The organism is Streptomyces sp. NA02950, assembly GCF_013364155.1.
Lineage (GTDB): Bacteria > Actinomycetota > Actinomycetes > Streptomycetales > Streptomycetaceae > Streptomyces.
Genome location: NZ_CP054916.1, coordinates 67,078 through 90,083 on the forward strand (window position 1 = coordinate 67,078; position 23,006 = coordinate 90,083).

At 67.3% G+C, this 23,006-nt stretch carries 22 protein-coding genes and 1 pseudogene; 11 read left to right on the forward strand and 12 right to left on the reverse strand.

Features of this window, described 5'->3' with window-relative positions; all coding sequences use genetic code 11:
* Positions 1 to 25: 25 nt before the first annotated feature.
* Complete coding sequence (locus HUT19_RS00335) at positions 26 to 625, reverse strand: helix-turn-helix domain-containing protein (RefSeq protein WP_176178527.1); 600 nt, start codon at positions 623 to 625, stop codon at positions 26 to 28.
* Between the two features lie 621 nt (positions 626 to 1,246).
* Between HUT19_RS00335 and HUT19_RS00340 the strand changes: the two genes are divergently transcribed.
* The 4 genes from HUT19_RS00340 to HUT19_RS00355 all read left to right on the forward strand — a co-directional run bounded on the left by HUT19_RS00340 (position 1,247) and on the right by HUT19_RS00355 (position 4,240).
* Positions 1,247 to 2,055 (forward strand): IS5 family transposase gene (locus HUT19_RS00340; RefSeq protein WP_176178528.1). Its coding sequence is split into 2 segments (ribosomal slippage): positions 1,247 to 1,594 and positions 1,597 to 2,055, totalling 807 coding nucleotides; the frame shifts between segments, so codons are not numbered across the junction.
* 78 nt (positions 2,056 to 2,133) lie between these two features.
* Positions 2,134 to 2,430 (forward strand): hypothetical protein, encoded by a 297-nt coding sequence (locus HUT19_RS00345; RefSeq protein WP_176178529.1) that lies wholly within the window; start codon positions 2,134 to 2,136, stop codon positions 2,428 to 2,430.
* The gene (locus HUT19_RS00350) at positions 2,427 to 3,038 is read left to right on the forward strand and encodes an RNA polymerase sigma factor (RefSeq protein ID WP_176178530.1); all 612 of its coding nucleotides are present in this window, start codon (positions 2,427 to 2,429) and stop codon (positions 3,036 to 3,038) included. Before HUT19_RS00345 ends, HUT19_RS00350 begins: the two co-directional genes overlap by 4 nt.
* Positions 3,035 to 4,240, forward strand: a complete 1,206-nt coding sequence (locus tag HUT19_RS00355; protein WP_176178531.1) for a hypothetical protein — start codon at positions 3,035 to 3,037, stop codon at positions 4,238 to 4,240. Before HUT19_RS00350 ends, HUT19_RS00355 begins: the two co-directional genes overlap by 4 nt.
* Positions 4,241 to 4,920: 680 nt before the next feature.
* Here the strand turns inward: HUT19_RS00355 and fxlM are convergent.
* The 5 genes and pseudogenes from fxlM to HUT19_RS00380 form a co-directional block, all read right to left on the reverse strand.
* Positions 4,921 to 6,135: a methyltransferase, FxLD system gene (fxlM, locus tag HUT19_RS00360; protein WP_176178532.1), complete on the reverse strand. Its 1,215-nt coding sequence runs from the start codon at positions 6,133 to 6,135 to the stop codon at positions 4,921 to 4,923.
* Between the two features lie 95 nt (positions 6,136 to 6,230).
* Positions 6,231 to 7,382, reverse strand: coding sequence for a lanthionine synthetase C family protein (locus HUT19_RS00365; protein ID WP_217712213.1), 1,152 nt, complete (start codon positions 7,380 to 7,382; stop codon positions 6,231 to 6,233).
* Positions 7,379 to 10,420: a lantibiotic dehydratase gene (locus tag HUT19_RS00370; RefSeq protein ID WP_176178533.1), complete on the reverse strand. Its 3,042-nt coding sequence runs from the start codon at positions 10,418 to 10,420 to the stop codon at positions 7,379 to 7,381. Before HUT19_RS00370 ends, HUT19_RS00365 begins: the two co-directional genes overlap by 4 nt.
* 86 nt (positions 10,421 to 10,506) lie before the next feature.
* The gene (locus HUT19_RS00375) at positions 10,507 to 10,704 is read right to left on the reverse strand and encodes an FxLD family lanthipeptide (RefSeq protein ID WP_176178534.1); all 198 of its coding nucleotides are present in this window, start codon (positions 10,702 to 10,704) and stop codon (positions 10,507 to 10,509) included.
* 140 nt (positions 10,705 to 10,844) lie between these two features.
* Positions 10,845 to 11,189 (reverse strand): annotated as a pseudogene (locus HUT19_RS00380) (ATP-binding protein); the annotation flags it as partial.
* A 396-nt stretch (positions 11,190 to 11,585) separates the two neighbouring features.
* Between HUT19_RS00380 and HUT19_RS00385 the strand changes: the two are divergent.
* From HUT19_RS00385 to HUT19_RS00410, 6 genes are all read left to right on the forward strand, one after another.
* Positions 11,586 to 12,449, forward strand: coding sequence for a helix-turn-helix transcriptional regulator (locus HUT19_RS00385; RefSeq protein ID WP_176178536.1), 864 nt, complete (start codon positions 11,586 to 11,588; stop codon positions 12,447 to 12,449).
* Entirely contained in the window at positions 12,446 to 12,676 is a 231-nt protein-coding gene (locus HUT19_RS00390; RefSeq protein ID WP_176178537.1) for a DUF397 domain-containing protein, read from the forward strand. The genes HUT19_RS00385 and HUT19_RS00390 overlap by 4 nt, the downstream gene beginning before the upstream one ends.
* Positions 12,677 to 13,523: 847 nt before the next feature.
* On the forward strand, positions 13,524 to 13,790 hold the full coding sequence (locus tag HUT19_RS00395; RefSeq protein WP_176178538.1) for a hypothetical protein: 267 nt from the start codon (positions 13,524 to 13,526) through the stop codon (positions 13,788 to 13,790).
* Between the two features lie 258 nt (positions 13,791 to 14,048).
* Positions 14,049 to 15,041, forward strand: a complete 993-nt coding sequence (locus tag HUT19_RS00400) for a helix-turn-helix domain-containing protein (RefSeq protein ID WP_176178539.1) — start codon at positions 14,049 to 14,051, stop codon at positions 15,039 to 15,041.
* 174 nt (positions 15,042 to 15,215) lie between these two features.
* Positions 15,216 to 15,569, forward strand: a complete 354-nt coding sequence (locus HUT19_RS00405) for a sigma-70 region 4 domain-containing protein (RefSeq protein ID WP_176178540.1) — start codon at positions 15,216 to 15,218, stop codon at positions 15,567 to 15,569.
* A 158-nt stretch (positions 15,570 to 15,727) separates the two neighbouring features.
* Positions 15,728 to 16,543 carry an SAM-dependent methyltransferase gene (locus HUT19_RS00410; RefSeq protein ID WP_176178541.1) on the forward strand — a complete coding sequence of 272 codons (816 nt, stop codon included), beginning with the start codon at positions 15,728 to 15,730 and terminating at the stop codon, positions 16,541 to 16,543.
* A gap of 17 nt (positions 16,544 to 16,560) precedes the next feature.
* Here the strand turns inward: HUT19_RS00410 and HUT19_RS00415 are convergent, their stop codons facing one another.
* Positions 16,561 to 17,496, reverse strand: a complete 936-nt coding sequence (locus tag HUT19_RS00415; protein WP_176178542.1) for a helix-turn-helix transcriptional regulator — start codon at positions 17,494 to 17,496, stop codon at positions 16,561 to 16,563.
* 88 nt (positions 17,497 to 17,584) lie between these two features.
* Positions 17,585 to 17,839, reverse strand: coding sequence for a DUF397 domain-containing protein (locus tag HUT19_RS00420; RefSeq protein WP_217712214.1), 255 nt, complete (start codon positions 17,837 to 17,839; stop codon positions 17,585 to 17,587).
* 281 nt (positions 17,840 to 18,120) lie between these two features.
* Here HUT19_RS00420 and HUT19_RS00425 point away from each other — a divergent pair, with 281 nt between their 5' ends.
* Complete coding sequence (locus HUT19_RS00425) at positions 18,121 to 18,522, forward strand: ATP-binding protein (RefSeq protein ID WP_176178543.1); 402 nt, start codon at positions 18,121 to 18,123, stop codon at positions 18,520 to 18,522.
* A gap of 532 nt (positions 18,523 to 19,054) precedes the next feature.
* On the opposite strand, the gene HUT19_RS00430 is transcribed toward HUT19_RS00425, so the two are convergent.
* The 4 genes from HUT19_RS00430 to HUT19_RS00445 form a co-directional block, all read right to left on the reverse strand.
* Positions 19,055 to 20,356, reverse strand: a complete 1,302-nt coding sequence (locus HUT19_RS00430; protein ID WP_254885334.1) for an MFS transporter — start codon at positions 20,354 to 20,356, stop codon at positions 19,055 to 19,057.
* 312 nt (positions 20,357 to 20,668) lie between these two features.
* On the reverse strand, positions 20,669 to 21,598 hold the full coding sequence (locus tag HUT19_RS00435; RefSeq protein WP_368661738.1) for an IS5 family transposase: 930 nt from the start codon (positions 21,596 to 21,598) through the stop codon (positions 20,669 to 20,671).
* Positions 21,599 to 21,632: 34 nt separating this feature from the next.
* Positions 21,633 to 22,049, reverse strand: a complete 417-nt coding sequence (locus HUT19_RS00440) for a hypothetical protein (RefSeq protein ID WP_176178545.1) — start codon at positions 22,047 to 22,049, stop codon at positions 21,633 to 21,635.
* Between the two features lie 2 nt (positions 22,050 to 22,051).
* The gene (locus HUT19_RS00445) at positions 22,052 to 22,987 is read right to left on the reverse strand and encodes a DUF6192 family protein (RefSeq protein ID WP_176178546.1); all 936 of its coding nucleotides are present in this window, start codon (positions 22,985 to 22,987) and stop codon (positions 22,052 to 22,054) included.
* Positions 22,988 to 23,006 lie beyond the last annotated feature (19 nt).

A 23,006-nucleotide genomic window follows, 5' to 3' on the forward strand; every position in this document is an offset into this window, starting at 1 on the left:
CGGTGAGTACGGGGCGGTCGTGGATTTATACGGGCGTGGATTGTGTGGTGACGTAGGCGATGGTGCCGCCCGAGTGGGAGGCCAGGTGTGTGCCCAGCAGAGAGTCGGCCACTTCCCGGTCAGCCGCATCGGGTGCCGTCAGTTCCTTCACCGGTCGCACCAGGTCGGTGACGTAGCCAGCCAGGACGGCGTGCGGGAATCCGTGCCGGCCACGGTTGTCCTTCTCCCAGCGTGTCAGCTGGGTCAGCACCGCGACGACGTAGCCGGAGAGTGTCACAGGGAGGACTTCTCCAGCGGCAACACTCGCCGCATCACAGCGCCACCAGCCCTGCAGCGCCTTCAGGAGGTCACTAGGAGGCAGCGTCGCAGAGAATCCGAGCCATTGGCGGTCCTCTTCCTGTACCGGCTTGGCCACGTCGGCGCGCAGCACCGCGATTTCCCGGACTTGGAGTCGTTCCAGCGGGGCAACGGCACGATCCCGGAGAGCTTGCACTACCTCCAGAGGAACCATCACACGCACCCCACGGCGTGACAAGCCAGGCAGCACTCCGGCCTGAATGAGGCGTCGGAAGGTCGTAACCGCGCAGCCCAACTCATCGGCAGCCTGCCCCGTTGTCAGCAACACTTCACTCCTCCCTAACGTCGATCCCAACTTCGATATCTAATGAGGCATCGAAACTATCGAGGCGCGCCACTGGTGTCAACGTAAGAGGGCGGACCACTCCACCCGGTGGATTCGGACGGCCGGTTCCAACCGAAGACACGGCAAGCCAGCGTCGTTCCGCACCCAGGGCCTCGTTCAGTGGGGTCGCTCACTGAAGGTGTCGAAACGAAAGCGCGAACGTCCCGCCCAGCTCTCGACGTCCAGCGGACATGCCAAGAAGCGGAGAATGGCAGGATTCATCCGCCCAACGCATTCCGGACGGGCCCCCGGGTCCTAGGCACCGGCCGTACCACCCCTCCTCCAGAGAGCGACAAGGGGCGATCGGACCCGGTCAGTCGAGCCAGTCGGTGGGAATCAAAGCGGCGGGGGCAAGCTCTTGTGCGGGCCGGGTACGTCCAGCCCAAGTGTCCGCGCGTGGCGCGCTCGACCTAGCTATTGCCTGCACGCCTCCCCCATTCAAGGCTGAGCAGAGCCCTGCAGCTGATGCGCTTGCGGGAGTACCCACCTGGGGAACGGCCGCCTAAAAAATCTTGGCCTCTTCAGACACCGTTTCCTTTGGTGTGATCGTTCGTTGAGCCGTGCATGACGGATCTGGTTGAGCGGTTGGTACCGGACGAGTTATGGATGCTGTTCCGGCGGGTGGTGCCGCCGACGGAGGTGAAGCGCCCGCAGGGCGGGGGCCGGCGACGGGCTGGTGACCGCGAGACCCTGGCAGCGATCATCTTCGTGGCCACCTCGGGCTGCACGTGGCGGCAGTTGCCGCCGGTGTTCGGCCCGGCCTGGCCCACGGTTCACCGGCGCTTCGCCCAGTGGAGCCGGGCCAGGGTGTGGGCCAGGCTCCATCGAGTCGTCCTCGATGAACTCGGCGCCCGCGGTGAGCTGGACTGGTCGCGGTGTGCCATCGACTCGGTCAGCGTGCGGGCGGCAAAAGGGGGCCACTGACGGGACCGAATCCGACCGACCGCGGCAAGAGCGGATCGAAAATCCACCTCATCACGGATCGGAACGGACTGCCCCTGTCGCTGGGTATCTCCGGCGCCAACATGCACGACAGCCTCGGTCTGAAGCCGCTCGTGCGTGGAATCCCACCCTTCCGCTCCCGGCGTGGCCCGCGTCGTCGGCGCCCGGCCAAGCTCCATGCCGACAAGGGCTACGACTACGAGCACCTACGCAGATGGCTTCGCCAGCGGCGCATCCGTCATCGCATCGCCCGCAAGGGCATCGAGTCCTCGCAGCGTCTTGGCCGACACCGCTGGGTTGTTGAAAGGACAGTGTCCTGGCTCGCTGGATGCCGTCGCCTGCACCGCCGCTACGAGCGCAAGGCCGAGCACTTCCTGGCCTTCGTCGGCATAGCCGCAGCTCTGATCGGCTACCGCCGCCTCACCAACTGAAACGGCGTCTCAGTACCCGTCATGGGCTGCTCGTGCGATGAACCTGGTGACAGGCAAGGGAGCCCGAGGAACGGGGCGGTGGAGGTAGTGCAGGAGATGCTGGTGCCCGAGGGGGTGATCGCCCTCCTGGCCACGCTGGTGGCTGTCGGGGCGCGCGAGTGGCGGCGCGTGCAGCTGGCACGTGAAAAGCGCCGCATGCGCGAGCAGGAACTGCTGGCCAAGATGGTGGCCGAGGTCGCCGACGGCGGCCGGGAGGTCCAGGTGCATCACGGTGGTGTGGTGGGCACGTGGTCGCTCACGGGCACTGTGTCCGCGTCCGCTGGGCGTGGGCCGACGGATAGGGGGCGTACGGGCGCTGTGAGGCGGCGCCGGTGACCGTGCAGGACGACTCAGGGGCGGGGATCGGTCGCGACGCGGCCGAGCGCGGCGGGCAGCTCGCCGGTGCGCCGGTTGTCGACGAGGCAATGTTCGCCGCCTTCTACGAAGCCCAGGTCGAGGGGGTCTTCAGCTTTCTGGCCCGCAAGGCCGGGCGGGATGACGGCGGGGAGATCCTCAGTCAGGTGTTCGAGGAGTTCTTCACGTGGTGGCCGAAGAATCCCGAGCATTCCAAGCCGGTGGGGACGCTCTATCAGATCGCGCGCTGTCGTCTGAACGATCATTTTCGTCGCAGCGGGCGGGTCCTGACCGTTGAGGCTGATGACCTTGCCAAGGCTGCGGCCCGCGAGACCCACCGCGACGAGCTCGCGGCCGTCGTCCAGCGTGTCGATCTCGGCACGGCCTTGGCCGAGCTGACCGAACGTGAGGTGCAGGCCCTGTCGCTGCGGTACCTGGCCGATCTGCCGGTGAAGGACTGTGCTGACGTCCTGGGGGTCGGTATCGACAACATGAAGAAGATCCTCAAGACGGCGTTGCGGAAGCTGCGGCAGTCATCCCGTATGGACGGCTACGAGACCGCCGGGACAGCGAAGGAGGCGCACCGGTGAACCCCGAACTGCACCAGGACATCACACTGAGCCCGGACGAGAAGTCGGCCGGTTTCGCCGCGGTCATGCAGCGGCTGAAGAGCCGCAGCTCGGATGAGAGGGCCCGGCTGCGGGCGCACGCCGATGCCGCGGTGCTGGGACATGAGGCTTACGCGTTGGGACACGAGTACCTCAGGCGTGGCGACTACGTCGCTGCGAAGCGGTGGCTGCGCGTGGCCGCAGACCACAGCGTCCCCGGCACGGAGCAGGCCCTTGAAGAGATCGAGATGAGGCAGCCGCGCGAGGGCCTGGCCGACATGGCCGCCGTCGGCATCTGTGCAGATGACGCGTCATGCACGACAAACCCGTCGCGTCCTGTCGCTTTTGTGGATGCCGAGGCCATCAAGGGTGTGCAGACGTGGATGTCAGTCAAGGATCATCCGGCCGCTCGTCAAGTGACAGTGGCTGCACAGGCAGAGGCCAAGCAGATCACCGAGCAGGCTCACGGCGCAGCCGATGCTCTCCTGAGCGAGGCGCAGCAGCAGGCCCAGGCGGTCATCGACGAGGCACGCCAGCAAGCTCAGACGCTGATCGAGGAGGCTCAGGCGCGGGCCGCCCAGATCGGTGCTGAGGTACGTCAGCAGGGCGGCGCCTCGGAGTGGAAGCCGGTGCGTGTGTTGGAAGCTGGCCTGGACGAGGCGTGCGCGGGGAGCTGGCAGGCACTGATGTATGCCGCCCAAGAGGCCTGCAGCAGGGCTTCGGACGACTTGTGGGAGTGTTCTGCCGCCGAGAGCACCGAGTGCGCGGGCGCTGATCCAGAGCCGGGTCGGCGTCTGGTGTGGGCGCCCAGCACGCGAAGGGAAATCGCAGCCGCCTTGTGGGTTGCCTCCATCGGCGAGGCCGGAACAGTGAGGCGCCGGGATGACCGGCGTTCGTGGCAGGGTGACATTCCCGAAGCGCTCTACGTGGCCGTTCGACTGGGGCGTGATCTGCATACTTTGGAAAGGAACGAGTGGTGGGCGAGACTCAAGAGGATCACAAGGTGGTGTTATGAGAGCCGTGGGAATGAGGCTTCCTCGGCAATTGCTGCCTCTGAGATGAACTGGGGCGACCGTGTCCTGACGGTCCTTTGGGTGGACGCTGACTGTGACGGGGATGAAGAGGAAAACAGCGCATCAGGCACGCTGGACGCTGAGGGGGCGGCGCATGCGACAGGCCGGTGAATGCTTACGTCCGTTGCCACGGGGTGGGCAAGGTCTTCGAAGTGGTAGGCCCGGGTGGGCGACAGGACCTGAGGCGAAGCGCCCTGTTTCATGTGAGGGAAGCATCACGGTGTAGCACGCCGGGGGTAGAGGCCGTGGTCAGGGCAGGACCGCAAGGCGCGGGGCCCTGGTAGACCATCGTGATCGACAGCAGCCCTCGCCGTGCCCAATCCATGGGAGGGGTGGGGACTTTCGCTGAGATCAACCGGGATGGTTTCTTGGGGTCTCTCACACCTAAGGAGAAGCGGGGAAGCGCCAGCAGGCATCTTTGTCACTACATCGTGTTACCGACATCCGCCAGAATCGGGCATGAGAAGGGCCCGCTCGCTGAGGACTTGGTAGGTGCACGGCGAGCGGGCCGTGGGGTCTGGATGACCGGGAGGTTCCTTTGACCCTTCGCTTATATTGTCGTGCTCGCACTGGGGGCCGGCGCAAGCTACTTCGCGTTCAAAAACGAAAAGGGCGGTACGGCGCTGCTCGTCGGGGTCGCCGTTGTTGTTCTGCTGATACAGGTGCTGGAGCTGGATGCCGAGTCCGAGCAGAAACAGGGCGATCCCTCGCCCTCGTCTACCAGTTCATCTACAGCAGGAAGCCCACCCGCCCGTGGCTCGCACGGTGACGTCCCTCCGTCGTATGGCGAGTCAGAGAGCGATCACGAGGCGGACGGCGGTCTTGTCGATGACCTGCCCTGGGGGGAGTTTGGCATCGGGGGTGCCCGTGGGATGGGCGGTGATGGCGGGCTGGGGGGTGCGGTCGTGTTCCCAGGCGCGGATCTGTTCGCACAGCCGGTCGGCAAGCTGTTGCCCGGTGGGGCCGTGGCCGGTGGCGCCGAGTTCTGAGCGGCGCTCGGTGCCCTCGGCGGCTTCGAGGCGGCGCACGGTGAAGTAGGCCAGCGAGTCGCCTTCGACCAGGGCGGGGCTGCGGGTGGGGATGGCGGGCGTGCACAGGCCGGTTTGTACGGCGGTGGGGTCGGCGGCGATGCGGCATGTGCCGGGTTCGGTGGCGGTCATGCGGAGCCAGACGCCGTGGAAGGAGTCGTACGGACCGACCGTCGCCCCGGACCAGACTTCCGTCTTGGGCTGGTCGAGGACGCCTGTGAGAGCGGCCGGGGTGATGGCCTGGTCGGCGTCCCAGTGCATGGTGACGTGGCCGCCGGGGTCGATGGTGCCCTGGTGTTCGCCGTCCTGGCCGACCATGGGCACGAAGCCGCACAGCTCGACATCCTGGGAGCGCAGGTGGTCGGCTTCGCGGACGAAGGCGACGGAGCGGGTCTGGCCGCGCCAGCGCAGCGGGACCACGAGCCGTCCGCCGACCGACAGCTGATCCCACCAGGCTGGGGGGAGGTCCCAGGCGCCGACGGTGAGGATCAGCCGGTCGTAGGGGGCGTCGTCCGGGTCTCCGAGGGCTCCGTCGCGGGTGGCGACGTGGACGTGGCCGTAGCCGGTGGTCTGAAGGGCCTTGGCGGCCTGGTCGGTGACTTCCGGGTCGATGTCGACGGTGGTGACCCGGCCGTCGTCGCCGGTCAGGTGTGCCAGGAGGGCGGCGTTGTAGCCGGTGCCCGCGCCGATCTCCAGGATGCGCTGGCCGGGTCGGATGTCGAGCTGCTGGAGCATCATGGCGACGACGGAGGGCACCGACGCACACGACAGGGCGGCGCCGTCCTGGGCGCGCTTGGTGATGACGGCCAGGTCCGGGTCGTAGGCCTCCTCGAGGCTGGCGTTGGGCACGAACGCGTGGCGGGGCACCTCGCGCATCGCCTGCTCGACGCGTCCGGGGGCGAGGGTGCCCTCGGCGGCGAGCTGGTCGACCATGGCTGAGCGTAGGGCCTCGGGTGAGGTGGGGGTGGTGGTGTTCATCGGCGTGGGGAGGTGTCCTTCCGTGAGGTGCCCGCCGGACCAAGCGGAGAGCAGATGCTAGTGAGTGGAGCGGGGTCGTGCGGTGCGGCTGGCCGTCATCCGGCCAGCAGCAGACAGGTGTCCCAGGCGACCGCGGTGGTGGCGCGGGTCAGCTGGATGCCGGCTGTGCCCTCCAGCAGCCCGTGGTCGTCGGGTATCCGGTCCTCCAGGTGGTGGTCGAGGTACTGCCGCAGGTCCGGCAGACGGTCTGCAATCGAGCTGATGTGCGCGTCGGCTGCTGCCCGGCGTGCGGTCTGGAGGAGCCCGGCCCAGCCGTGGCACAGGGAGGCGTCGGTGAGCTGGCCGAGCTGGTGGGGGTCGGCGAGGCATGCGGCCAGGGCGTGCTCGGCGTGTCGCTGCCGGGCGGTGTCGCCGAGGGCGACGGCGGCCAGTTGCTGCGCTCTCGTCAGGCCGGGGTTGCCGTAGCACCATGAGGGCCGCCCCGGCCCTCTCTGGCGGGTGGCTCCGGCTCGGTGTTCGGTGCGGGAGACCGTCTCCGGCCACCACGGGATGCCCTCGGTGCCCCGGCGCCAGGAGTCCAGCCAGGTGCACATCAGTTTGATCGCGTGCATCTGGCCGGGGATGGTGATGCCGTGCCGCATCGCGGTGGCTGCCAGGGCGAGCGGACCGCTCACACCATGTGCCATCCCGAGGTTGCCGTGCCCTCCATCAGCAGAGGGGCGGCCGTCGGTGCCGTCGGAGGTCCACCAGCCCGGCAGCATCTCGCCGTTGCTGGTGAGCGGCTCGGCCAGCCGCACCAGGTAGGCCAGCACCTGTTTGAGCAGGTCGCTGTCGCTGTGCCGGTGCATCAGGTAGGCGCCGATGCCGGTCAGTCCGCTGATCAGGTCGTACTCGCTCATCCGGGGTAGCTCGCCGCGGTCGATGCGCTCGTGTGCGGCCGCGAGGCGGGTATGGGTGAGGCGGATGACATGGCGGTCAAGGGTGTCCAACGCGCCTTGGTAGGCGGGCTGGTTGGCGGTGTGGAGGGTGAAGGCGACGGCGGGGGCGCCGTGGAAGAGGCCGCAGGTGTCAGGGTGGGCCAGGACAGGTTCGCGGGTCATGGCCGCGGCCCAGGAGTGGGCGGTCGCCGGGTCGCCGGTGCTGGTGCGGGCGGCGATCATGTGGGCGAGGGCGATTCCGGCGGCCCCGGTGGATAAGGACTGTGCCCATCCCGGGGGCGGATCGTTCGGCGGTGTCAGCGGGATCACCGGGCACCGCCGTCCTTGCGGTGCTTCCAGGCGAGGGCGGCTTGCCGGGCCAAGCGGCGGCAGACGGCCTCGCCGTCGCGGTCGATCCCGCGAGCGCGGTTGTGGTGCATGTGCAGCAGCGACTCCAGGACCGCGTCGGTGTCCATGTCCTCGGGCAGCACCGCCGCGTACGCCGTCAAGGAGGCGGTGCGGGCGCGCCACGCTGCTGCGACCGGGCTGGGCAGAGCTTCGGGGGTGGTGTGCTGGGCGAGGCGGATCGCCTCGTCGGCCGTCGCACGGTCGGCCGGCTTCCCTTTCGGCGCGTGTCGGTTCGCCAGCCACTGCATCGCCTTGTCCGGGCCGAGGAAGCCTCGGACGGTGTCGGTCATGCCCCAGGTGGTGAAGGCGATGGGGTCCATGGTGGTGGCGGGCAGGTGGCGTAGCTGGGCGGCCACGGCGGCCGAGTCGGCTGCGAAGACCGCCTCAGCGGCCTCCAGCGCAGCTCCGGTGCCATAGCGGCCGGTCTCAGGCCGATATGGCTCCAACGTCAGCGGCCCTGCCCAGTGGTCGGCTCGTAGCTGGTCAGACCACTGTGCGAGTGCCTGTGCGTACGCCGCGGTGTCGCTGCCGTCTCGGGTGCGGATACGCAGGCGCAGGTGGTCGGGTTCGTGGGCGGAGCGGTAGCGCACGAACCAGTACGCGGTCTCCTCCCCCAGTACATCGAGGAGGTCCGGGAGGCGGTGGGCGATGATCTCGCCCATTTGTTCGGGGTGGGTGGGGATCTTTGCGTTCAGCCAGCGCGAGCCCGCCGACATCGGAGTCTTCCCCTGTCGTTGGTTGGTCACCAGCGGCAGCGGGCCGGTGAGCGGGTCCGGTGCGGGCGGTCGGGCCGCGACCAGGGGCAGGGCGATCTCGTGGGTGTGTCCGTCGATCCATCCCAACGTGTCGGCGTTGTCGGCGGATTCGGTCAGGATGGCGGTGCCGTGCCTCTTCAGGTGGGTGTGTATGAGGGCGGTGTGCAGTGGAACGTCGAGGTCGAGGCGGAGATGACGGTCGTCGTCGCGCAGCTCCACGTGTGCCGGGCAGTGCCATTGCGCTCGCCAGGCGGTCAGGGTCTGGTGCCAGTCTTCTGGCCCGCTGGTGGCGAGGTCGTCGGTGGTGAGCCGCCACTGGGCCGGGGAGAGGATGCTGCGGTGGTAGTGCACGCGTGGCAGGAACGGTAACCGGGCGTGGGGGCCCCAGTCGAACTCCGTCCAAGAGGCCAGGCCGGCGCGCGGGACCTGGGTGAGGAAGCGGGCCAGCGGGACCAGCTGCTTTTCGATCGCCAGTGCGTGGAAGGTCTGCGGCTCGATCACACGGCGGCGGGAGACGCTGACCAGGTGGAGCCGTTCCCGGGTGGCGGTCAGCGCCAGGTCTTCCAGTTCGATCACTTCGGCGTCGTCGGTGGGGTCCCGGTGTTCGCCGAGCGGGATGACGTGCGGGAGGAAGGCGGGAGTGCGGCAGATGTTCTGCGCGTGCGGGTAGACGGGCGGGGTGGACAGCTGCGCGGGCAGAGCCCCGTCGGTGATGGTCGGCACCGTGGCATAGACCTGGGCGAGCTCGGAAGAGGCGTCGGCGAAGCGGGCGGTGAACGTCCCGGCCGACCGGCCGGGGGCGACGGTGAGGGTGAAATCGCCCCGGTCGACGGCGTTGGCAGTGGTGGCGTGGATGCGGGCGGAGATCTCGACGTGCGGCGGGATGTACTGCTCATCGAGCAGGCCCCCGGCCAGGGTGTCGACTTCCTCGTCGGTGAGTGTGATCTGGCGGCTGCCGTCGGCCATCGCACGCCAGGCCAGTGCGGCCAGCCGCTCGTCCCGCGCGGTGAACACGGGCCGGGGCCGGGGGTGGGTGCTGCCGGGGTACCCAGCCGGGAAGCCCAGGCCTGCGTCCGGGTGGACGGCTTCGGTGACCGGGACCTGGGTGCCGGTGCCGTACCGTTCGCAAAAGGCGGTGTACCAGTCGCCCCAGGCGGCCGTGCCGGTCGGCTCGCGGGTCAGTCGCAGCAACGCCGATGCGGCTCGCTCCGCCTCATGGGCGACGCGGCGGGGAATGTGCACCTCGCACCCGAGGCGGAGGCCGACCCCCACCGGGGTGCGTCCGGCCTTTGAGACCCGGCGCATCCGGCCGGTCAGGTCCGCGCGGATGCGGTGCTGTTCTCCGGCTGGTGCGTGGTCGTGGCGGTGGACCGCGGCGCGGACGGCCTCCAGCTCGTCGAGCAGCCCGACGGCCTCCGGCAGAGCGTCGGCCCCTGCCTCGTACAGGCGGCCGATCAGGTGGGCCAGCGGGTCGGCGACGGTGAGAGGGGCTCGCAGGCTGGTGATCAAAAAACCCTGGCGGACCAGTTCGGTGAGCATCGTGTGCACCGTGCCGGGCGAGACGGTGGAGAAGAGGCTGCCGAGTTTGTCTGCCAGTGTGCGCAGCGGGAGCGGGGATGCTGCCGCTTCCTGCACTGCGGCGACGGCGCTGGTGTGGCGGATCGCTACTCGGTTGGGCCCGTGCGGCGCCTGCAGATGGTGGCCGCGGCGGATGGCCAGATTGGTGAAAACGACCGGGAGGCGATCGAGGAGTGCGGGGATCGTCTCCAGCTGTGTGGTGATGTCGGCCAGCCACTGGGCGTCTACGTGGGCCGTGCTGCAGTGTCGGTCGGTGAAGGCTACCTGTGTCGTGTCGGCCACGGTCACCGGGGCGATCCCGGCGAACAGGCCGAACGGGGTCGGGCGACCGGTGGCCCGGAGTAGGTAGCGGGCGGTGGACTGTGCCAGGCGGCGCAGCTGTTTCGCCGTCAGTTCGCCACTCGTTCTCATCGTGGCGTCGAGGCGGTCGGCGAGGGCGGGGCTGGCCACGCGGATGGCCTCGGCGGTATCCGGATCTGTCCAGGTCCGCACCAACCAAGCCCGCACAGCGCGACTGTCGGATGGGTCGGGCCAGATGGCAGGGGCTTGTGTGAGCGGGGCGGATGCGGCTCGGAGCAGAGCGGTGGGGGTGTGCTGGTAAAGCGGCGTGCGGGTGGACCTGCGCACGGGGTCATCCTTTCCGACAGTCTGTGGGGCGTTAAGGGGCCGGAGGAGGCCATCGCTCCTTGGGCCCGTTGAGCCGCTGTTGTCTGTCAGGTGCTGGTGCAGGCTGACGCGCAGGTCTTCTTGCAGCCGTCGTTGGTGTCGCACGCCGTGGGCATTAAGTCGGGGCGGACGTCGGAGATGACGTGGATGTCGAGGACGAAGGCATCGTCGACGCTCTCGCCTCCGTGCTCCGTGACGGCGGTGTGCTCGGTGGCGGGCTTCCTTACGGGTGTTGCGGTGGTCATCAGACCTCCTTGAGAGCTTTCTCGTGTACCCCGGCCGGTTGGACGGGGTGGTCCGGCGTGGCACCAGTGGGAGGGCCGGGGGCGGCGTGGAGGCGCAGCGAGGGTGGCGGAGTCAGCTGCCCTGTATGCGGAGGGTTCTTTCAGGGGATGGCGTCGAGTGGCAGGCGTATCTCGACGGACTTGCCGCCGCCGTCTGCGTCGACGGATATATCGGTCGACCCGCCCGCCTCGGCGGTCAGGGTCTCAACCAGCCACAGGCCGCGCCCGCTGACCTGGTAGGCGTCCACGGTCGCGGACGGCTTCGGCAGGGCGGGGTGCCGGTCGTGGACGGTCAGTGTCAGCTCGTCATCTTCGAGAGTCAGCGTGACATCCGCCGTGGTGGTCGAACTGGTCGTGTGTTGGGCGACGTTGGTGACCAGCTCGCTTGCCGCGAGGACGGCAGTTGCAACAATCTCCGCCTCGTGCGGCAGGCCCCACATCTGAAGGTGGGCTGCGGCCTCCCCTGCGGGCTACGGGCACGGCTTCTTTTTCTGCTTGCACGATGAAGGACAGGCGTCGTCCGGTCACCAGTGCTGCTATCGGATGGGCTGCGCCGGCGTTCGCGTTGTGCTCCTGCACCGGGCTGGGCACTGCGTGCATCACCGGGGGCTCCCTTCGGGCGGGCGATACCTGCTCGCACCACGACGCAAACGATCAGCGACAGCAGCGCTACGGATCGTGAAGTCCCCTCAGAATGGCGTCACGAACTTCTCTCACGCAAGTGCGTCAGGGAAATGGCATATGCAGTGGTGACGTTCAATGCTGGAGGGACGGTGCGTGGAAGGGTGATGCGGCACAATTGCGTGCAGCAACACGCGGGCAGTGCTGTCAGGAGGGGTGTCATGCCACCAGCCAGCGGACCGACGGTGCGCAAGCGCCAGCTCGGTGCCGAGCTGCGCCGTCTGCGCGAGGCGGCAGGCAAGAAGATCGAGGACGCGGCGGCCTACTTGGAGTGCTCGATGTCCAAGGTCTCCCGGGTGGAAACCGGACAGGCTCCGATCAAGGCCCGGGACGTTCGCGACCTTCTGGACTGGTACGAGGTCACCGACTCCGCACAGGTGGAGACCGTGATGCAGATCCACAAGGACGCGCAGAAGCAGGGTTGGTGGGCCCACTATGAGGAGATCCTGCCGTCGGGCATGGCCACCTACGCAGGTCTGGAATCCGACGCCCGGACGGTCCGCGCCTACGAGCCGATCTTCGTGCACGGGCTGCTGCAGAGCGAGGACTACGCCCGTGCGGTCATCGCTGCGGTTCGCCCCAATGAGCCCGACGAGGTCGAACGGCTGGTCCGCTTCCGCATGGAGCGTCAAAAGCTGCTGACTCGCAGCTCCCACCCGTTGGAGCTGTGGGCAGTCATCGAGGAGTCCGCGCTGCGGCGCCCGGTAGGCGGCAAGGAAGTGATGGCCGCACAGATCAACCAGCTCATCCGAGCATCCGCCCTGCCGAACGTCACCGTGCAGGTCATGCCGAACGCCAAGGGCGCCCACATGGCCATGGCCGGAACGTTCGCCCTGCTGGACTTCGAACCGACCACCCCAAGCGTCGTCTACGTCGACTCCATCGCCGGGAATGTGTACCTGGAGAAGGAGCGCGACGTACGCAAGTTCACCCAGACCTTCGACATGGTCCGCGCAGCCGGCCCCGACCCCCAAGAGACCCCGAGCATCCTGGAAAACCTCGCGAAGGAGATGCAGCAGCCATGACCAACCAGCACAGGCGACCGGCCCCAGAGGTCGATCTGACCGGCGCTGCCTGGCGTAAGAGCAGCTACAGCTCCGGCACCGGGGCCTGCGTCGAGATCGCCGTCACCGGCGGCATCGTGGCCCTGCGCGACTCCAACGACATCAGCAGGCCCGCGATGCTCTTCTCCGCCGACGCATGGGCCGCCTTCGTCCGTGGTGCCGTCGAGGGCGAGTTCATCCAGTCCTGAAGCGAGCACACAAAGAGCCGGCCGGGACGCGAGTCAGACACCCGGGGCGGCCTCAGCACAGAGCCGTTCCCCACGTCCCCGCCGAGCAGTCCCTGTCAGGGTGCGGCGGGGCGTCTCCTGTCACGGCACCTCACCATCATGTCACGCGCGACCGCGGCGGCCACGACGGCGGAACTGATGCAAACTCGTCCAGCGAGATCCCACCTGGGTCTGTGCCGCGCCGCATCCGTGCCGCTGCGGTACTCCTGGAGCGCCTTTGGGTCGTAGCGGCCGTCGGCAGCTTGAAGCGCTGACGTGAGCTCAGGTTCGGAGTGCCGTGGTCCGACATGCCATGCATGTTTGAGTTCGCCGGGCTCGCTTGAGCGGTGCCTGGCATGCTGGTGGAGCGACGCGCGCGGCACTTCCCCTGCTTACGCCGGTTTGGGATGAATTTTCGGCCCCCTTCAGTGCGAGAGCCTGACCCGAAGGCTTCGGAATTTTTGCACCTGCACGTGCAGTACGTAACCCACACGGGTGAATTGGCATCTCTACGCCATCGCATACCTGATCGGCGGTAGCGTCACCAACAGAAGGCCTATTCCTGTGTGAAACTTTACCCTTTGCGGATCACCTTGATCGCAAGTGATCGCCGCTATGGAGCACCTTGCCATTCTTTGACAGCAGGCGATCAGGTTCCCTCTGCAGTAGTTAAAGGCCTGAAGCATATCGCCGATTGCACGGATTCCAAGGGGTTGTGCGACCGGCTGTACGTTGATGCCTTGAGCGGGGAGTACCCCCCGCATGAAGTCGCCCCAGGGTGGATTGCGCCCACCCCGGGGCTTGTCCGATCGAACATAGGATTCAGCTGGTGCTCGACCGAATCACGCGAGGGGCGTTCACGCCAACCTCGGCGAAAAGCGAACTTAGCAGGCCGTCGATTCTGCCCCGTCAAAACCGCATGCTGATTGCCAGCGATGTCACGGTGCGGCTGCGCAGCGTCATCTGGGTGGTCATCGTGATCTGGGTTGCCCTGGCGGGATCCAGCCACCTTCCTCCGTGGGTCATCCCGTTGGGGGTGCTGACGGCCGCTGCTGGCCGTTCAAGTGTCCGCCACCTGCGGATTCGCTTCCTCTAGAGATGCCGAGCGCCTGTTCCGGAGGGTGTGTCCCTCCGGAACAGGCGTCCGGTGCCACCGACGGCTCAGTGCCGGGTTCGTCGGGGATTTTCTGCTCCGGGGCGAACGAAGAGTGTCCCGGAGGGAGGGGAGAAACGGCATATGAGTGCGCCTTCCTATACGCAGTGCGCGCACTGCGGAGGCCCGTTCCGGCAACGGTCAGGACCGGGCCGCAAGCGGGACTACTGCAACAAGTCCTGCCGACGGCAGGCTCAGCGTTTGCGTGACAGCGAGCCGGCAGCGCGCGGGGAGACAACTCCGTCTGACTGGGGGCGACAGGTCGCGGACGACACGCTCGTCCTGGCGGCCCGGTTGGCCGAGGCGGAGAGAAAGAAGGAAGCCCTGCCTGACCTCCTGTCACATGCCGACCGGCTGGCGAGAAATGTGGGCTGCTACATGGCGGCGGCAGTGCAGGACGCACGGTCCCGCGGGACAGGCTGGGGCGTGGTGGCGCAGGCCGCGGGGGTGAGCGTGGAGACAGCGCGGGCCAGGTGGAGCGACCTCAAGGTCAAGCGGCTGCTGGCCCGGCGTGATCAGCAGTGGTCCGCACCGCCGGAGCCAGCAGCAGGGAAGTGGGCATCTGCCATGGGCGACGATGAGACTCCGCCGGGACGTGACGGCGGAGGAGCTGAACAGGCGCGTCAGAAACTGGCAGCCGCTCTCTCCCACCTGCAGCGCCAGAGCTCGATGACCCTTCAGGATGCCGCTCAGGAGGCGGTGTTGTCTCCCTCCTCGGTGTCGCGCGTGCTGGCCGGAGCCCGTTTGCCTGCCTGGCCGACCGTGCACATGCTGGCGACAATCTTTGGAGGGCAGGCCGGGGAACTGCGGTTCCTCTGGGAGCGGGCTCAAGGGATGTCTTTCCCGGTGCGGCGGTCAGTGACCGGTGCCGCATCGCAGCTACAGGCCGCACTGCGGGGGCTGTATCTGGCGGCGGGCAGCCCCGAGTTGCGGCGCCTGTGCAAAGGCGGCGGACCTGCCCTGACTCCCGAGGTGGTCCAGGAGGTGTTCGGCGGTGGTCTCATCCCGGACTGGCCTACGGTCGAGGACCTGGTGGTGCGCCTGGGCGGAGAGGCGTCGGCCATCCGTCCCTTGTGGGAGGACATGCATTACGCATTTCTCGCCTCTCGTGATGTCTTCCCTGCGGGCGGGCTGCCACGCTCCGGGCTGCCCGGCACAGAGGGCAGCGCTGGCCCCGGGACCGCAGGCCCGTGAATCGCCCGGTGGGTCAGGAGTGTCAGAAGTCGATGTCTCAGGAGGGAGGCTGTCGTGGCCTGTGGTGGACCGTCCGCGACTGCGCTACTGGGCTACCGCGCCTTCAGGCAGATGCACCGTGACAGCTACCTCCGCTACGCCCGGGTCCGGGTCGGGGACAGAGGAACTGCTGTGGTGGGAGCAGCGTTTGACTCCCTGGGGTGCCGGTGGCCCGAAGCGTTGAGCAGCGCGTGCCCGGCAGCGTTTTCGTGGCGGCTGCTGGGCCGGTGCGTATCGGAAGCCGACCGGGCGGAGGGTGCGGCGGACGAGAGCCTGGGGGGTCTGTACGGTGTGCTGCCGGCAGAGCAGGCTGATGCGGTGTTGCTGCACTACCGGCTGGGGATGACGCTGACCGCGGGTGCGGATCTCATGGGGATCAGCTCGTCGGTCATGGCGGCCCATCTGCTCATGGCGGAGCGGAGTCTGCCGCGGTGGCTTTCCACTGCCCTGCGTCCGCCCGAGGCAGGGACGCTGTGGGGGCGGAGATGAGGAATGCTGCGCGCGTGATTTCTCCACCGGTCGTCTAGTTCGCGTCAGCCGTCCGGGGGTCCTTCCCAGGATGCCTGGGCATTGCCCCGTTGCCCTCTCTAGCATGGGCCTCCCTGCTGCTGAGGAGCCTCCCGGGTGAGGGAGGCAAGGGGGGTCGGATGGATCGCGGGGAGAATCCCATTGCTCATGCTATCGACGTTAATACACCGAGTGTCGCCCGCATGTACGACTGGTACCTGGGGGGCACGGACAACTTCGCCTCGGATCGCAAGGCCTGTCAGGAGCTGTTAGAGATTGCGCCGAGCACTGCTGCTCTGGCGCGGAACAACAGGCTTTTCCTCCAGCGCGTGGTACGCGTCCTGGCCCGGGACTACGGGGTACGCCAGTTTCTGGATCATGGTTCCGGGCTCCCCACACAGAACAACGTTCATCAGGTTGCCCAGGCTGTCGACCGGAGTTCGCGCGTCGTCTACATCGACAACGATCCGATCGTGCTGGCCCACGGGCGCACGCTGCTCGACGAGAACGACGAGACCGCCTTCATCCAGGCGGAGATGACAGACACCGAGGGCATCTTCAATCATCCGGATGTCGACGGCTTCATCGACTTCGCCCAGCCGGTGGCTGCGCTGTTCGTCTCGGTCCTGCACTGCCTCCCCGACTCAGAGCAGCCCGGGCGAGTGGTGCGCGAGGTGGCCGACCGCCTGGCTCCCGGCAGCTTCATGGTGATCTGCCAGCTTGTCAGTGATGATGCGGCCACGCGGCAAGCGGCAACCGACTTCATGCTGCGAGTGACTGGCAACAAGTGGGGCAGAGTCAGGGAGAAGAGCGAGGTGCGGGACTACTTCGAAGGCATGGAGCTTCTCCAGCCGTACCTTGTCGAGGTCTCCACGTGGCGTCCGGATTCAGAGGTCGCTCCCCGGCAGCGCACGTTCGAGTGGGAAGAGTACGGCGGGGTGGCCCGACTCTCCTGACCTGCGCACAGGTCGTGTCAGCAGTGCCGGAAGGGGTGAGCTGAGTAGCCTTTTCGGGCTTCACGGAGAAGCCGCATGGTGACCTTCCGGGACTCAGCCACCCCCCACAGCTCGGACAGGAGGTGGCGATACCGCTCGACGTCACTGTGGTTGGTGACGTACGTCGCGCCGATGGCGTTCTCCAGGTAGATCAGTTCCGTGGGGCCGCCGTGGGCAAATTTCAGATACGTTATCGGAGTCGTAGGGGCGATTTGCGCGCTTTTGGTGAACCGCACGATGCGGATGGCGATGCGGCTACGCTCTGCCGCGTGCAGCAGGTACTGGAGCTGTTCGGCCATCACCTCAGGACCGCCGACCGGCCGGCGGAGGATGCCCTCGTCCAGCAGGGCCACCAGCTGGGGACTGCCGGCGGCGTGGAGCAGCTTCTGCCGGGCAATTCGGAGTGCAACACGCCGCTTGATCTCGGTTTCACTGTCGTGCGGCCGTCCGCTCTTGACGACGGCCCTTGCGTAGCCCGGGGTCTGCAACAGCCCTGGCACGACATTGACTTCGTAGGCGCGGATCTCGGTGGCCGAGTCCTCAAGTCCGATCAGACGCTTGAGCCAGCCTGGAGTCACATCGCTGTACTCGTCGTACCACGCCGCGGCAGTCGCATGCCGGAGCAGATCACGGATGGCCTGGACCTGCTGGTCGTCCTTGACGCCGTAGTGGTTGAGGAGGTCGAGCACATCCCGCTCCCGAGGGGGATTCTCACCGCGCTCCATGCGGCTGATCTTGGAAACGGATGCCCGGATGACCGGCGCAGCGTCCTTGATGGCCATGCCCCGCTCTTTGCGGAGCCTTCGCAGATAGGCGCCCAGGACCTTGCCGGCAGCGACCGGCTTCTCGCCGCGGCGGGGCAGGGGGACCGCCGTGGCGGTCAACGCCCCTCTGTCGGGGTGGTCGGCGGACATGCAGGCTCCTGATGGGCTGGCGGCGTCCACCACTATCCCAGGATGGAGCCTGCCTGTCCGCCTCAACCGCTTTTGCCCGGGCCCGGATTCAGGCCGTCATATGATCGAAGTCTCCGCTCTTTGCGCCAGCCACGAACGCAGCGAGTTCAGCGCGTGTATAGACAAGGGCGGGCCCGTCGGGATGACGGGAGTTCCGCATCGCTACTCCCCCGCCCGGAAGTTCCGCCACTTCCACGCAGGCCCCTTCCGCGTTGCTCTTCCGGCTCTTGATCCACTTCACGCAAGTGATCGAGCTGGCAGGGACGCCGTTGACGAAGTGTTCCACCGTGACCTCTTTCGCCATGCCGTTCGAATATCACCCTCCGGGGCCGGTGCCAGAGCTGACGAAATGCCGTCATCCGCAAGCGCTCCCCGCATGCGTGAGATTTCACCTGCAATTGCACGGAGGGTGGGGTAGTCGGAATACTAGCCTCACCAGCCCGCTTCTGAAGTCCCCCGAAAGAGTGTTCACGTCACCGCCAGGGAAGCTGGCCGAGCATCGCTTGAGAGGACACGGTGGCCCCCCGCAGCGACTCCCCTCGCTCTCCGCAGACTCGACCCGCTCCCTTCGACTGGGGACTGGCCATGGGACTCGGAGTCCCTCACTTCTCCGCCTGCCGCTTCACCGGAGATCCCCAGTGCCTGTACCGGGTCCGCCGCTTCACCCACCGCACACTCAAACTCTGGGGGCGTCGCTCGTGCGCTGAGGACACCACCACCGTCGCCAGCGAGCTCGTCACCAACGCACTGCGCCACGCCCTCAAAAACCGGCCCGACGGCAACGGATGGCTCGGCCTGATGAACCACCCCGACGCCATCATCTGCGCCGTACACGACCCCAGCCTCGACCGGCCCGTCTCACACCCAGCAACACTCCACGACACCAAAGGCCGCGGACTGATCATCATCGACATCCTCAGCCACGACTGGGGATACGCACTCCACGGCGACTCCGGCAAAACAGTCTGGGCACTCCTCCCGACCTGAACCACCACCAGGAGGACAGCCCGGCAGAGGAGCCAATCACCGCCCGACCGACAGGTACCGTCAGCTGCCAGGCACGCTGACGGGGAAGAGCCTCGGCGCCGCTGAGCTTCCTGCGGCGAATAGTGCCGCATCAGGCAATGTTCACCCTCCGCCTTGCAAGCCAATGCAATTGGGGGCTTGACGTACGGCGACATGCCCCACGACGAGACGGCGGCCTGCCATGCGCTCTTGACAGTCGCTTCACAGTCGGGCGGGATGGTAAGTGGGCACGTGGCGCGGCTGTCGAGTCGGGGGGCACGTGGTGGAAGATGGCGGTGCTCCGGACCACGTTGACATACTGGAGCGTTGGGCCCGGGGCTTAGAAGCTGTTTCAGAACCGGAGATCTGTCACGTTCCGTGACTGGCGCCTGATATAGGACCTGGTCTGGCGCCTGCGGCTCACCGAAGAGGACAAGGCCCCCCGCCTGATCACGCGACGGGGAGCACCGACGTCAAGTGTTTGTGAGCAGCGCCGAAACGGCCATCAGCGTGACTACACCCGCTTCGACCCCGAACTCTGCGGCAGCGAGCCCTCCGCCCTGTCGTGGGGAGAGCCGGTACTGTCCATTTGTCTCCAGGCCGGGAAGATCACCGGGCACAGCGTGGCGAGCAGGTACACACCCCCGATCGTCAGCAGCGTGGAGGGCAGGCCGACCGAGTCCACGAGGAAGCCCGCAGCCAGTCCGCCCAGCGGAGTGACCAGCTGGACCGAGGCTGTCGTCGCACTCAGCACCCGGCTGCGCAGTGCCTCCGGCACCGTCTCATACGTCACGGTGGCCATGATGGGGTTGAGCACACCGCAAGCGAGGCCCTCAACCGCCATGATCACGGCCAGTGGCCCGAAGGTGTCGGTGAAGGCGGCCACCACGAAGCGCGGCAGGCCTACGATGAGAAACGCAACCGTGAACACCGGCCACCGCCGAAACCGGCTGCCCACCGCACCGTAGACCAGCGCCCCCGTGAGTGCGCAGATACCAAACGCCGCGTTCAGCAGACCGAGATCGATGGAACCATCAAGCTTCTCACGGGCATGCACCGGGAGGAGCACGGCGCTCCATCCCTGATCGAGCCCCCGGGTGACCAGCGTCATCAGGCACAGGCCCAACAGCAACGGCGTGGCCGCCACGAAGCGATACCCTTCCGCGAGTTCACGACGGTAGGCACGCAACGACGCGGGCTCGACCCGCCGTCGGGCCTGCGCCTCAGGCAGACCGCGCACCCCGAACGCGAACAGCGGCGCGGCCACAGCGAAGGTCGCGGCATCCACCAACAGGACATTCTCGGCACCGAGTACGGCGATCAGCACACCTCCGAGAGCGGATCCAGTCAGCGCCGCACAGCGTGCCGCACCGTCGTACAACCCGGCGGCCCTGGTCAGCGGCATTGCGGCGCGTTCGGCGAGCGTGGGCAACAGCACTCCGCGGGCAGTCTCACCCGGCGAACGGAACAGCCCGGTCATCGCCATCAGCACGCACAGCATCCAGAAATGCAGGATGCCGGCGAACTGCAGCAGCGGGATCGCCGCAACGGCAACCCCGCAGGCGAGATCCGAGGCGACACTCACCCGCCGTCGCCCGATCCGGTCGATGACCGGACCACCGACGAGCGCAGCAAGCACTACGGGCAGCAGTGTGCAGAACGCGACGATCCCCACCTTGGCGGCACTGTCCGTGCTCTGCAGCACAAACCACGGCACGCCCATGTACGTGAGGCAATTCCCAGTGATCGAAACGAAGTTGGCGCCAAGAACCGTTGTCAGAGGACGGCGATCACCCGTCAAGAAGTCTTCGGGCACTACGGTGGTCTCCCATAAGAGGAAGCGCCCACCGCGAACGAAGCAGGTCAGCCGGTGGGCGAAGCGAAGTGGTCAGCGTCTGGCGCGCACAGCGAGGCGCACCGCGATGCGGTGTTCACAAGCAGCGCCTCCAACACTTCGCCGGGATGACCACCCGGCACCTCCACGCATTGTCCCCTCGGGTACCGGTCCTCCGCAACGGCGACCCGTTGGCAGTGGGTTTGCGCGCACACGGAATTGCCCCGAGTGGCACCGATGAAGACAGATCTGCTAGCCACCCGGATCTCGGAGTGACACCGGCCGCAAGATGTGTCAGCTCAGAGCAGCTGGGGCGAGGCGGATGGTGTTCGACGGCTTCCGCAGGCGTATGGGCTTGGGCTTGTCGGCGCTCGTCTCGACCGGTTCGACGGGGTGTGGTGACGTGCGGGGTGGCCGGGGAGGGTGGGTGAGGCGGCGGACCATGAGGGTGATGAAGGTCCAGGTGATGTGGGCCTCGCTGTGGGAGATGAGCCGCTCGTAGTCGCGGACGTTTCTCCTGGCTCTCATGATCCACGAGATGGCCCGCTCGACGCGCCACCTCTTCGCGAGGACGGCGAAGCCGTCCTGGTCTTTGCGGCGGGGCACCGTCTTGAGGGTGATGCCGAGGAAGGAGTGAGACCAGTCGATGAGGGTTCCGCCGTAGGCGGAGTCCGCCCAGGCGACGGCGAGTTCGGGATGGGTCAGGCGCAGGCGGAAGAGCTGGTCGCGGGCGGGGATACTGTCGTGCGGGGCGGCAGGGGTGACCATGACGGCGAGCGCCATGCCGCGCATGTCTACGGCCAGGTGCCGCTTCCTGCCATTGATGAGCTTTCCGCCGTCGAAGCCGCGGGTGTCCTGGCTCACCGTCTCGGCGCCCTTGACGGACTGGGAGTCCAGGATCACCGCGACGGTGTGGGGATTGAGGCCGTCGTGAACGCGGACTTTCTGGTGCAGTTCGGCGTGGATGCGGGCCAGGTCTCCGCTCGCCCGCCATCGCTGGAAAAACCCGTAGACCGTGCGCCAGGGGATCCCGAAGTCGACGGGAACGGCCCTCCACTTGCACCCATTGTCGTTCACATACCGTATGGCATCGACCACGTTGCGGCGCGAATGCTTCTCCGGGCGCCCGCCCGCGGGAAGCCGGCAGGCCGGGACGGGCAGCAGCGGTTCGAGGACGGCCCATTCGGCGTCCGTAGTGTCGCTGGGGTAGCGCCGCTCGCGCACGGCTGGCGGTCGGGTCTCGTTCGGGCAGGTCATCTCAGCGTTCCATGCGGGTGAGGACTTCCAGGGTGGCCTTGACCCCGCCGAGCTGTTCCAGGACCAGGCGGGCCCACTCGTCCTCGGGGGTGCGCTTGGCGTGCGGGGCGACGATCCCGGTGATGAAATTCGTGATGCGATGCAGCTCGGCCCCGAAGATCGCGCGTTCGTAAGCGATCCACACCTCGGGCTCCTCGGACAGCTGGAACCCGTCCCGGCGGTTGAAGGTCACCGGCGGCAGTCCTTCCTTGACCGCGATCTTCCGCAGGAACCGGATGCCCGTCCAGACCTGGGCGGGGGTGCACTTGGTAGCTTTGACCAGCTGTTTCAGGTGCAGCCCGGCAGGACGTGCCTCTTGCAGGGCTTTGCGTACGGCTTCGCCGTGAACATGAGCGGGCAGTCCCGCCCGCCGTTTCATGGCTACCTGTCCCTCAGCAGCTCGGCCAGGGCCTCATCCAGGTCCACCTTCCCGGTGGACACCGCCGTCTCGATCCAGTCCGCCGTCGCCCGGATCTTCTCTAAATGCCGTGCGACCAGCGCGAGTTGGGATTCGGAGAACTCCCGTCCCCGCAGTCGGGGAACCAGCCGGCTCGCCCCGGCGACGAAGCCCTGACAGACACCGATCAAGTCGGTGAACTCCATAGCCCGGTGGAAACCCCGCACGATCGCGACGGGATCAACAACGCCGTCCTCCTCCCCAGCGTCGTTCTCGTCCCACCATGCCTCCTCCTCGTCTCCTTCCTCGACGAGTTCGGCCTGATCGAACTGGGCCTGATTGACCAGCTCACGGGCCTGCCGGTCCCGCATCGCCTTGAAGGCCACCTCAGGCCGGTGCAGCAGGTCACATGCCGCCTGGGCAGCCACCGCCTCGTCCTGCGCAAGGTCCCGGATGGCCTCGACCTTCTCCGCCGCCGTCACCGGTGTCGCGGTCGCCCATCCCGCCGCTCGCTTCGCCGCGTCCCCGCTCCACTCGGAGTGGCCCGTCCGTTCATTGACTGGAGGATGCTGGATCAACTCGTACGCGTCCGGCGCCGACGCCAAGATCCGGTGCACCTCGAAGGAGACGCCCTCCTGGCGCTGATTCTTCGGCCACCGCGCGGCCACCCACCGATACGTCCGCACCGTGTGGAAGGACAGTCCTATCTCCTCGGCGAAGAGGCGTAAGGAGTCCTCCACCCCCTGCTCCTCGCCCTCCCCCAGCGCCATGTTCCCGCCGTGCGTACGCAGCGGCGCGATCTCCAGCGCGAAGTCTCCGAGTGCGAATTGGCAGCCCGTCATCACTCGGACCAGCTTCACTGACTGGTCCACCAGATCATCGAAACGCTCGCACGGCACACTGCCGACGGTCTGGACCATGGCACACGCTCCCAGGGGC

Coding starts and splice junctions, on each gene's coding strand:
- HUT19_RS00390 (WP_176178537.1), top strand. CDS start 12,446: ATGACCAACCAGCACAGGCGACCGGCCCCAGAGGTCGATCTGACCGGC.
- HUT19_RS00440 (WP_176178545.1), bottom strand. CDS start 22,049: ATGAAACGGCGGGCGGGACTGCCCGCTCATGTTCACGGCGAAGCCGTA.
- HUT19_RS00420 (WP_217712214.1), bottom strand. CDS start 17,839: ATGGCGAAAGAGGTCACGGTGGAACACTTCGTCAACGGCGTCCCTGCC.
- fxlM (WP_176178532.1), bottom strand. CDS start 6,135: ATGAACACCACCACCCCCACCTCACCCGAGGCCCTACGCTCAGCCATG.
- HUT19_RS00415 (WP_176178542.1), bottom strand. CDS start 17,496: ATGTCCGCCGACCACCCCGACAGAGGGGCGTTGACCGCCACGGCGGTC.
- HUT19_RS00425 (WP_176178543.1), top strand. CDS start 18,121: ATGGGACTCGGAGTCCCTCACTTCTCCGCCTGCCGCTTCACCGGAGAT.
- HUT19_RS00375 (WP_176178534.1), bottom strand. CDS start 10,704: ATGACCACCGCAACACCCGTAAGGAAGCCCGCCACCGAGCACACCGCC.
- HUT19_RS00410 (WP_176178541.1), top strand. CDS start 15,728: ATGGATCGCGGGGAGAATCCCATTGCTCATGCTATCGACGTTAATACA.
- HUT19_RS00445 (WP_176178546.1), bottom strand. CDS start 22,987: ATGGTCCAGACCGTCGGCAGTGTGCCGTGCGAGCGTTTCGATGATCTG.
- HUT19_RS00385 (WP_176178536.1), top strand. CDS start 11,586: ATGCCACCAGCCAGCGGACCGACGGTGCGCAAGCGCCAGCTCGGTGCC.